9 protein-coding genes are annotated in these 9841 nt (G+C 60.0%); 3 read left to right on the top strand and 6 right to left on the bottom strand.

What is annotated here, in order from left to right; translation table 11 throughout:
* Positions 1–265: 265 nt before the first annotated feature.
* The 4 genes from KBY74_RS11850 to corA all read right to left on the bottom strand — a co-directional run bounded on the left by KBY74_RS11850 (position 266) and on the right by corA (position 5260).
* Positions 266–1921: an iron uptake porin gene (locus KBY74_RS11850; RefSeq protein ID WP_254942881.1), complete on the bottom strand. Its 1656-nt coding sequence runs from the start codon at positions 1919–1921 to the stop codon at positions 266–268.
* A gap of 173 nt (positions 1922–2094) precedes the next feature.
* Positions 2095–3063, bottom strand: a complete 969-nt coding sequence (locus KBY74_RS11845) for a CHAD domain-containing protein (RefSeq protein ID WP_254942880.1) — start codon at positions 3061–3063, stop codon at positions 2095–2097.
* Between the two features lie 7 nt (positions 3064–3070).
* Entirely contained in the window at positions 3071–4090 is a 1020-nt protein-coding gene (locus tag KBY74_RS11840; protein WP_254942879.1) for a PstS family phosphate ABC transporter substrate-binding protein, read from the bottom strand.
* A gap of 69 nt (positions 4091–4159) precedes the next feature.
* Positions 4160–5260 carry a magnesium/cobalt transporter CorA gene (gene corA / locus KBY74_RS11835; protein WP_254942878.1) on the bottom strand — a complete coding sequence of 367 codons (1101 nt, stop codon included), beginning with the start codon at positions 5258–5260 and terminating at the stop codon, positions 4160–4162.
* A gap of 252 nt (positions 5261–5512) precedes the next feature.
* Between corA and KBY74_RS11830 the strand changes: the two genes are divergently transcribed.
* Positions 5513–5800, top strand: coding sequence for a hypothetical protein (locus KBY74_RS11830; RefSeq protein WP_241518074.1), 288 nt, complete (start codon positions 5513–5515; stop codon positions 5798–5800).
* Between the two features lie 90 nt (positions 5801–5890).
* Positions 5891–6910 carry an AraC family transcriptional regulator gene (locus KBY74_RS11825; protein WP_254942877.1) on the top strand — a complete coding sequence of 340 codons (1020 nt, stop codon included), beginning with the start codon at positions 5891–5893 and terminating at the stop codon, positions 6908–6910.
* On the opposite strand, the gene KBY74_RS11820 is transcribed toward KBY74_RS11825, so the two are convergent.
* Positions 6907–8139, bottom strand: a complete 1233-nt coding sequence (locus KBY74_RS11820) for an FAD/NAD(P)-binding oxidoreductase (protein ID WP_254942876.1) — start codon at positions 8137–8139, stop codon at positions 6907–6909. The genes KBY74_RS11825 and KBY74_RS11820 overlap by 4 nt on opposite strands.
* 116 nt (positions 8140–8255) lie before the next feature.
* Complete coding sequence (locus KBY74_RS11815) at positions 8256–8480, bottom strand: DUF3136 domain-containing protein (RefSeq protein ID WP_106501525.1); 225 nt, start codon at positions 8478–8480, stop codon at positions 8256–8258.
* Between the two features lie 129 nt (positions 8481–8609).
* On the opposite strand from KBY74_RS11815, the gene pyrC reads away from it, so the two are divergent.
* Positions 8610–9668: a dihydroorotase gene (gene pyrC / locus KBY74_RS11810; RefSeq protein WP_254942875.1), complete on the top strand. Its 1059-nt coding sequence runs from the start codon at positions 8610–8612 to the stop codon at positions 9666–9668.
* Positions 9669–9841 lie beyond the last annotated feature (173 nt).

Genomic DNA, 9841 nt, shown 5'->3' with positions numbered 1-9841 from the left:
CCGCCGATGAGCCCAGCAAAAACCAGAGTAGTAAAAGATCGCTTCAGGAAAGTCATTAAGTAGAAGACAGTTCCGTAGAAACTTTAGCAATCCACCTCCTAGGCCAACGTTATGAAGCCATTAAGAGGCGGCAAAGCTATGGGTGATGATCGCCCTGAATAGGCAAACCCCAACTACAAAAAAGCCTCCCCGAAATGGGGAGGCGTTGGAAGTGTGAGATGTGCAGGCGAGAACTGCGTGAGGAGTGCGCGGGCCGTTCTGGAGATCAGAAGCGGAAGTTGGTTTGGATTACGCCACCCCAGGTGCTATTACCATCGTTGTTGCGATAGTCATTAGCCCAGAAGATTGCAGGAGTAATAGAAATCTTGTCGGTAACTTGATACTTGTAGAATACTTCCCACAGCCAGCTCTCGGTGTCATTTCCCTTGTTGAAGGGAGCTTGACCAAAAGCAAAACCTGCATTGTTGCCATTCTGGAATACATCCTTCCACTGGAAGCCTGCCATCCACGACTGGGAATTCAAGAAGCCACCACTGCCGGCGTTGTAGCCGTAGCCGAGGCTGATCGAAGGTGCCCAAGCGGCATCCATCGGCTCCCAGAAACCAGCAATAGAGATGCTGTTGGTGCTTTGTTCAAAGCCCACAGTACCAGGAGTGAAGTTGGGATCCCGAACTTTCGAACCCTCCGAGCCATAACGGTAGGCCACAGCTGCACCCCAGTTGGTGCCGCGCACACCCAGCTGGGTCAGCACGTTGATGCCACCTTCGGAGTCAAAAGCTCCAACGTTAGATTCGTTGAATTTACTCTCAGAGATGTAGTTTGCATCAAAGATCATATAGGGCTTACCTTTAGCCACCTTCTGCTTCCAGTTGAAGCCAAAGCCTGCGCCTGTGGCCTTGTTGTAGGTGCCAGAAGCACCGGCCAAGCCGAAGTAGTCGAGGATGTCCGACTTATAAGCGCTAGGAATGAAAGTAAGAATCTCGGTGTTCCGCACCAGCGCACCGGCAGTAAGTTTCACCTCGTTGCCCACCGGGAAAGTGTAGAAGAGGCGATCCACCCAGATATTGCTGCTGGTACCCGTACCCTGGGATGATTCAGCCTTGTCGAGCTTGAAGATCTGACTGCTGCTGCCGAAGGGCAGGGAGCTAAAGTTGCCACTGCGCAGACGAGTGCGGAGTAAATCCTTACCGGTGTAGCTGGTGTCAAAACTTAGCCGCAGGTCATAGTTGAATGCAGTATTATTAGGAGCCGCCGTCACAGCGTTTTTGGCAGCCGTCGCACCAACACAACCGGCTGTTCCTGCACTACAAGCAACAACTGCTTGTGTGACAGCGTCAAATTTTGTACCCTTAACCTCCTTAACTGCTGCAGTAATGGTGACGGCTTGGGCGTCAAAGTTAGGGGTTCCACCAATGATGAAGCTGGCTTCACCACGCAGTTTGGTGGTGGTGGAGAACTGCTGAGCCTGCAGCTGGCCAACCTTCGACTCGAGGCCGTCCACCCGGGAGGTGAGCACTGTGAGCTCAGAGTCAAACTCGTTGAGCAGCTTCTGCAGCTCGTCGGTCACCTCGGAGATGCGGTCGAGGCAAGCGTTCAGCAAGGCGGCCGCTTCGTAGCGGGTCATGGCGTTGCCGCCCTTAAACTTGCCGTTGGGGTAGCCGGCCACACAGCCGTACTTCTCCACCAAGTTGCTCAGTGCTTGATAGGCCCAGTCGGTGGGCAGCACATCAGAGAATTGGTTGACGCTGGTCACTTGGTTTTTCGATTCCCAGGCGCGGAAGCGATCAACGTCTTGCTGCTGCATGTACTCGTTGATAGCGGCCGAGCCGTTCAACGAGGCAACTTCTTGCGCAGAAGCGGCCAGGGGGGCTGAAATGCTGGCGCCGGCAAGAGCCAGCAACAGTTTTTTGGAAAGATTCATCGGGTCCTCACACCGATAGGGTTGACTTCACAAAGGAAGTCCGAGGCAACTTATCGAGGGCGCTTGGTAACTACGAGCAAGGGGACTACATGCATCCGGTGTTCTAGAACACATGGCGTGCGGCAAGTCTGATGCTCTGCTGCTGCAGCGAGCAAATGCCAGCTCTTCAACCCTTAGACGAAGCGGGCGACAGCCCGCTTGAACCTGTCCTGCAGCCAAGACCAGGGGCAGCGCAGCCGCGGCCGCGGCAGCAACGCTCGCCAGAAATACTGCCGCTGCCTGCTCGGCAGCACATCGCAGACCAGCTCGCGCCACTGCTCCCAGCAATGGCGTTGATGCTGCACCAGCAGCCACTCCAGCTGGGGCAGCACCTCCTCCAACCGACCTGGTACCTGATCGTTGATGGCGCACTGCAGCACCTGCAGATCGTTGAATTCACCAAGCAGCTCCTGCCCCTGCTTAAGGCTGTCGATGCAGGCGGCAGTTTGAACGCCCTCCAGCGCGGAGAGATTTTCCAGGCGATAGCGAGCCTGCTTGATCTGCCGCCGCAGCTCGTGCAGCACCTCCACCTCGCCCTCAGCGCTACTGACCTGCCAGCCCGGATGGAGAAACACGCTGGCCAGGCAGGGCCCCTGCCATTCGATCAGCCACTCCCGGACCGGCTGATCCCCCAACAGCGTGTATTGCGGCTGCTTCAACCAGAGCTGCAACTGGGCCAATCCCTCCAGATAGGAGCGGCTCTGCAGCACCTCCACCACATGGCCGTAGGCCAACTGCCGCTCCCGGCGCAGTTGCTTGAGCACGGGCCGGAGGGCCTTCACCTCGGCCTCCGGCAGCTGGGGCAGGAAGCCCTCTTCTAGGCGCTCCCGCAGCACATCGAGATCCCGGGCCAGACCCAGTCGCCGCACCCATTTGGCCAGGCGCTGGTCATTGATGGCCGAGGGCAGCTGCAGGGCTGGCTCGAACTGGAGCACGGTGGTGCGCAGCCTCCGCATGGTGACCCGCATCTGATGCAACGGCTCGGCACCCTTGCCCTCGGAAACAGGGGTCTGCAACTGCACCAGCTTGGCAACCTGCCGCTGCAGCAGATCCCGGGCAAACCGGCCATTGCTGAGGGGGTGGGAGGTTGCCTGGAACACCATGCCGAGCTCAGCGGAATTCCGGTTTCTTGATGCTGTCGAGACTGCGCTGCAGGGCCTGGCTGGTGGTGAGTCCTACGGGGATATCGCCACCGAAAGCCGTGCCGCTCACTTTTTGATGCAACTTACTTTCCACCAACCTATAGGTACTGGAGGAGATGGGCACAGACCCAGCCTGTTTCACCAGAGTGAGACCATTTTTGATGGTGTAGTTCACAAATTTCTGCAGCTCCGGGCGTTGCCGCAAGGCCTTGTCGTTTACGTAAATAAACAGGGGCCTGGACAGAGGAACATAGGCTTCCTTTTGGACCGTCGCCAGCGAAGGAAGCACAGCACCCTTTGGCCCAACAATACTGAGGGCTTTCAACCGCTTGGCGTTGGCCTGGTAGTAGGAAAATCCAAAATAGCCCAAGGCATCAGGATTCTTGGCAACGCAGGCAACTAGTTCATTATCGTTTTCACTGGAAAAGTAATCCGACCTCGAATTGTCTTCATCACCATTTATGGCCTTATTGAAATAATCATAAGTACCAGAGTCCTTACCAGGGCCACACAGTCGAATCGGCCGATTGGGCCAATCGAGGTTGACCTGACTCCAGGTTTTTACCGATCCAGCCGCCCGCGCACTCCAGATACGCGCGAGCTCCCGGGTGGTGATGCTGGAAGCCCAGGTGTTGCCGGGGTTCACCACCACAGTGATCGCATCAAAGCCGATCGGCAGCTCCAGGAAAGTCACCCCCTTGGCCGCACAGGCCTTGAGCTCCTTGGCATTGATCGGACGCGAGGCGTTGGCCAGGTGCAACTTACCGCTGCAGAACTGCCGAAATCCCGCCGAGGTGCCGGTTTCCTTGAGCTCAAAGCGCACCTGGCGATTGGCGCCGCCCTTCTGATAGGCCGCGATCGCCGCCTGCATCACCGGGAACACCGTGCTCGAACCGCCGATGAGGATCGGCTCCGATGCTGCCAGCGCGCCCGCCGGCAGGAGGGACACCATCGGGGCAAGCCAGGCAAAGCGCAAGGTAGGGAGCATAACGATCACAACCGCAATAGAACTCTGGGTGATCGGAGGGCTTCTGGGGGTTAAGGCCAGGTTGTGGCTTCAGCGAGGTGCCGTCCAATCCGCAAACCAACCACGGCGCCACAGCCAGTAGGCCTGGATCACCGACACGATCGCCATCAAAACAATGCAGTAGAGATAGCCCAGATGCCAACGCAGCTCCGGCATATTCTCGAAGTTCATGCCGTAGATACCGGCGATGAAGGTGAGCGGCGCGAAGATGCTGGTGAGGATGGTGAGGGTTTTCATCACCTGGTTCATCCTGTTGCCCACACTGGCCGCATAGGCCTGGGTGATGGCATCACATTGGTGTCGCAACAACTCACAGTTTTCAAACAGCAACTCCACCAGATCTGCCATCTCCTGAAAGCCAACCAGGGCTTCGGCGCCTAGTAGCTGCTGCCTTTGGCGCAGCAGCACCCGGATCTGGTGGCGCAGGGGCCACACCTGGTTGCGAATCGTGCGCAGGTTGCTGCGATACACAAAAGCCCGGGCCAATAACTTCGGCTTAGGGTCCCGCAAGGCAGCTTCTTCCAGATCGTCGAGGCGATTGGCGATCTGCTCAAGCATGGGGAAGAGGGCATCGAGCAACTCATCCACCAGGAAGTGGAGAATGTCATCAAGGTCGCGATGTTCCACCTCACCCACCCTGGATTCCAGCCAAGCGGTGAGCTCCGGAAACGACTCCCCCGCCGGCGCCTCCTCAAAGGTGACCAGCAGATTGGGCAGCAGCAGCAGACCCACCTGGGAGCTGAGCAGGTGAAATGGATCACGCGCAAAGCTGAGCCGGTGCAGCACCACAATCACGGCTTCCCCTAGCCCGTCGACCCGTGAGCGCTGGGGTACCTCCAGTAGGGGAGGCAGCAACATGCGAGGCACCTGGACTACGTCGAGCATGGCCTCAACTGCCCCTGGATCCCCCAGGCCCATCACCCTCAGCCAGATGGGATAGCCGAGCGCCTGCAGAGGCAAAAGTTCAGCAGGATCGTGCAGGAATATCAGCCGGGGGCCGTCTGGCTCAAACAACACGGCACTGAAACAACTGCGGTGCCGCCCGCCAGAGACGTAGAGGTGGGCTGGCAAATTGGCCGGCCGCTCCTCCAGGAGGTGGGAATTCAGAGCACCAGGGGTGGGGCGCAGCACGTTGGGGTCAGTTCAGGAGCCTGCCAGCGGATCAAGAGTTGACCACCGGCAATGATGCTGGCCTGGATCAGCAGACACATCACAACCTGTAGCCACCTACTACCCGTGGACTGATCCATGAGAGCGCAGATCTGATGGTTTGGCATGTTGCGGCCGCCGACCTGATACCGCCGGTGCTCCTGACGACACCGAAGCGCCCTTCAACGCCCCTTAATCCAATTCTTCTAAGTTGGTCAGGGTTGGAAGATCTCAATGTCCAGTGCGGGGCCCAGGCCCACCCCATCCGATCCGCAAGGCATAGCCAACGGCATTAGCTCGCCTTTTGAACCCCATTCCGCCTACCGGGGCTCCGATTGGACTCCCGAGCGTTTGATGTTCCACCAAAACCTCGAATCATTTGCCGAGAGGGTCGGGCTAGTGGTGGGCCTGCAAAGCAATGGCAAGATGAGTCAGGAGCAGGCCTACGACGAAATCCGCCGCATCTGGAACGATCTCAAGGAAAGCAAGAACATCCTGCTCAATCTCCCGGAGCAGGGCTGAGCCATAAATCACTAAGCATTAATACTGCATCCCAGCTACTGGTGCTGCAGCCAGTTTTCCATAGGGTGTGAGCGTCGATTTTGGTCTGGCTTGGATCCTGTCTCCCAGTTCCCCCTGGTGTTCCACGACCAGCAAGCGGTGGTGGATTTAGATCCCCAGGCCCTCGCGACCAAGCTGGCCCAGCACTTTCCTCTCCAGGATTTTGCCCCTCGCAACCCCTTGCTCAACCCGTTTCGGCACCGGGCCAGCACTGCCGTAGCGGGAGACCTCACCCTCACCTGTGGATATACAAGCCCTATCCATGGCTGCATCGGTGATAACCCCGGCGTAGGCGCAATCAACATCTGCTATCAGGGGGAATCTTCCTACGGAGTGGACGGGAACACCTTCCAAATTCACGCTGAAGCGCCCCTTTATTTCAACCCAGGCTTCTCTTACACCTACGCAAGTGGGCACTACAACGGACTAGTGCTGCACGTAGATCTACAGCGATTGCAGGACACGGCCGCTGCCATCGGCGGCATGGGGCTCTCCGGTCGACGCTTTGCCCCTGATCTGCAGCGTCCCCAAGTGCTCTCAACGACCGAGGAGCGGCAGGCCAAATTGCTGCTCACCATGCGTCGAGCCTTTGCCCTGCTGGATGCGCCGGAGCTGCAAGCCCGTGGCGATCTGGAGGTGCTGCAGCTCGACGACCTCATTTATCGCATCCTGGCCCTAGCCCTTTGCCCCCAACTAGAGCAGCGGGGTAGCGGGCATGGCGAGGGGCTCTCCAGGGAGCTGATCTTCGAAGAATTGCTGGAGTGGATTGGGGCCAATCTGCAATCACCAATCAACCTCACGCAGCTGGAGCAGCGCAGCGGCTATTCGAGGCGCAACCTGCAGCTCGCCTTCAGCCAACGCTTCGGTTGCGGACCAATCCAATGGGTCCGCCGCCAGCGCCTTGGCCTGGCCCGTCAGCACCTGCTCAACCCCTCGCCGAGCGACAGCGTGGCCGGCATCTCCTCAAAACTGGGCTTTAGCAACCTCTCCGCCTTCAGCCGCGACTTCCACAACACCTACGGCATTCGCCCCTCAGAAATGTTGCGTGAAGGGCGGCGCCTACACGGCTAGCCCTTCAGTCCGGGGATAAAACGCCGCTCGTGCTGGGCACCGGTGAGCATGCGATTCCAATAAAGCCCAGGCAACAGCTTGCGCTTGATCCACCACATGCTCCAGCGCTCCTTAGTGGGGTCGAGCGGGAAGGAGGGGACCGGCTGCTGCTCATAGTTGAACTCAGCCATGATCGCCTTGCCATAGCCGGTGATCAGAGGGCAGCAGCTGTAACCGTCGTAGGCCGCCGCTAAGGGCTGGCCATCGAGCAGGGAAAGCAGGTTGGCCACCAGCACCGGCGCCTGGCCGCGCACCGCCGCGGCCGTCTTGGAGTTCGGCATGCCACTGACATCGCCGAGCGAAAACACGTTGGCGTAGCGGGTGTGCTGCAGGCTGAACTTGTCGACCTCGACGAAGCCGCTCGCCGCTGCCAGCGGGCTATCGGCCACCACCTGGGGGGCAGCCATCGGCGGCGTCACGTGCAGCATCCCGTAACCGATCACTTCTTCGCGGCTGGTTTCGCCCTCACTCACCTTGAACACCGCCTCCCGGCTCTGGGGACGTACCTCGGTAAGCACGTGGTTGTAGCGGGCATCAATACCCTTGCGCTTCACCACCTCCCGCAGCGGTGCGGCATATACGGGCACCCCGAAGATGCCAGGGGTGGCGGTGGCATAGATCACCTTTGCCGCCAGTCGCTTCTTGGCAACAACATCGGCAGCCAGATAGGCGATCTTCTGGGGCGCCCCCGGACACTTGATCGGCATCGGCGCACAAGTAAACACGGCGTTGCCGGCCGCCCCCTGGCCGCCCTTGAAGGCCTGGAGCGTGTCCCAGGTGTAGGTGGCGTGGTGCTGGCTGTAGTTGCTGCACACCCCGCCCTGGCCGAGGGCCTCGGGCAGTCCCTTGATCTTGTCCCAGCAGAGCTGCAGGCCGGTGGCTACCACCAGCACGTCGTAGCTGAGGCTCTGGCCACTGGCCGTGCTCACCAGGTTGCGATCCGGATCGAAACCAGCCACCGCATCGCGGATCCAGGTCACCCCCGCTGGGATGAGATCGGCCTCAGCGCGGCGAGTCTCCTCAAGGCTGAACACACCTGCACCCACCAGGGTCCAGCCCGGTTGGTAGTAGTGATTGCTGGAGGGCTCGAGAATCGTGACCGCAAGGGCCGGACGGGCCCGTTTCAGCTGGGCGGCGGCGGTGATGCCGGCGGCGCCGCCGCCGACAATCAAAATTTGGTGATGGGCCATAAAAAGGGCCGCTGGTGGAGCAGCGGCTGGATGCCATTCCTCCCGCTTTAGACGGGAAGCGTCAAATGGACAAGCCCGAAGGATTCACACAGCTATGGATTCACAACGCTAAGGATTCAAACCGCTTCGGTCACCTCCCGTTTGAGCAGGGCGTAGAGATAGTCGGGTGCCTTGTAGCGGGTGGGTAGGCAGGAGTGGAGCAGGCTGAGTCGGTCCCAGGCCACGGTGCGCTTGATCGCCTCCAAGCTGCGCCCTTCCCGGATCAGTAGCCGCAGGGCCTTGCAGCAGCCGGAGTAACCAGCTTCCAATTCTCCGATCGTGGGTTTGGGGGCAACGGTCATGCTGGGAAAGTTCGGAAGGAAGCCCGCCGGCGAGCTAGGTACAACGCTAAACAGAGGGCTGTGTGCCCGCGGCAACAATGCCGTCAAGACACGAATCCTTACCAGTTCCAACTCAACCGATCCCGCGCCATGCCAAGCCAGCAGCTGAGCCTGCGTCAACCCGATGACTGGCATGTGCATCTGCGCGATGGCTCCATGCTCCAGGCCGTCGCCCTGGCTACGGCCCGCCAGTTCGCCCGGGCGATCGTGATGCCAAATCTGGGCCCGCCGGTAACCACTGCTGCGGCAGCCGAGGCCTATCGCCTCCGCATCCGCGAAGCCTTGCCCGACGGCAGTCGCTTCCAACCACTACTGACGGCGTACCTCACCGATGCCATCGATCCCGCCGAGATCGAACGGGGCTTCAACGCTGGCGCCTGGGTGGCCTGCAAGCTCTACCCGGCAAATGCCACCACCAATTCCGCCGCCGGCGTCAGCTCAATCGAGGCGATAACGCCCGTGCTCGACGCCCTCGAGCGCATCGGCATGCCCCTGCTGATCCACGGCGAAGTAACCAGCGCCGATATCGACATTTTTGATCGGGAGGCGGTATTCATCGAGCGCCACCTGGAGCCCCTACTGGGGCGCCACCCCGGCCTGAAGGTGGTGCTTGAGCACATCACCACCAGTGATGCGGTTGATTTTGTGCGTAGCGGGCCGGCCAACCTGGCGGCCACGATCACGCCCCACCACCTGCACATCAACCGCAACGCTCTGTTTGCCGGCGGCCTGCGGCCCGACTTCTACTGCCTGCCGGTGGCCAAGCGGGAATTGCACCGCATCGCCCTGCGGGCCGCCGCCACCTCCGGCAACCCGAAGTTCTTCCTGGGCACCGATTCCGCACCCCACGCCCGCACTGCCAAGGAAGCGGCCTGCGGCTGCGCTGGCATTTTCAATGCCCCATTTGCGTTGGAGAGCTACGCGGCGGTGTTTGAGCAGGAGAATGCCCTGGAGAGGCTGGAGGCCTTCGCGTCGGAGTTTGGGCCCCGGTTTTACGGGCTACCGCTCAACGAGGCCACGGTCACCCTGGAGCGGCAGCCCCTGGAGGTGCCCAGCCGGCTCCACCTCAATGATGCGGCCGGCACCGCCGTCGAACTGGTGCCCTTCCATGCTGGAGAAACCCTGCCCTGGAGATTGTTGCTGCCCTGAAAATCCGGCTTTAGAGAGGCTTTGTTGGCGCCGAAGGTGGTGCCCAGGAAAAACTGAAGGCCGAGCAGCTGCCGGCAGTTTTAAGGCAAGACTTGCAACGCTATGCCCAATAAAGGCCTGCACCCGATCGCATGACCCACGCCCTGGTGGTGAACACGGGCAGCTCCAGCATC

Source organism: Cyanobium sp. A1C-AMD (assembly GCF_024346495.1).
GTDB lineage: Bacteria > Cyanobacteriota > Cyanobacteriia > PCC-6307 > Cyanobiaceae > Cyanobium_A > Cyanobium_A usitatum.
Note: the sequence above shows the minus strand (reverse complement) of the source record. Positions and strands in the feature narration are given on the sequence as shown.

Excerpts from the sequence above, each read along its gene's own strand:
- KBY74_RS11850 (WP_254942881.1), bottom strand. The coding sequence starts at position 1,921 with ATGAATCTTTCCAAAAAACTGTTGCTGGCTCTTGCCGGCGCCAGCATT.
- KBY74_RS11845 (WP_254942880.1), bottom strand. The coding sequence starts at position 3,063 with ATGGTGTTCCAGGCAACCTCCCACCCCCTCAGCAATGGCCGGTTTGCC.
- KBY74_RS11840 (WP_254942879.1), bottom strand. The coding sequence starts at position 4,090 with ATGCTCCCTACCTTGCGCTTTGCCTGGCTTGCCCCGATGGTGTCCCTC.
- KBY74_RS11830 (WP_241518074.1), top strand. The coding sequence starts at position 5,513 with ATGTCCAGTGCGGGGCCCAGGCCCACCCCATCCGATCCGCAAGGCATA.
- KBY74_RS11820 (WP_254942876.1), bottom strand. The coding sequence starts at position 8,139 with ATGGCCCATCACCAAATTTTGATTGTCGGCGGCGGCGCCGCCGGCATC.
- KBY74_RS11815 (WP_106501525.1), bottom strand. The coding sequence starts at position 8,480 with ATGACCGTTGCCCCCAAACCCACGATCGGAGAATTGGAAGCTGGTTAC.
- pyrC (WP_254942875.1), top strand. The coding sequence starts at position 8,610 with ATGCCAAGCCAGCAGCTGAGCCTGCGTCAACCCGATGACTGGCATGTG.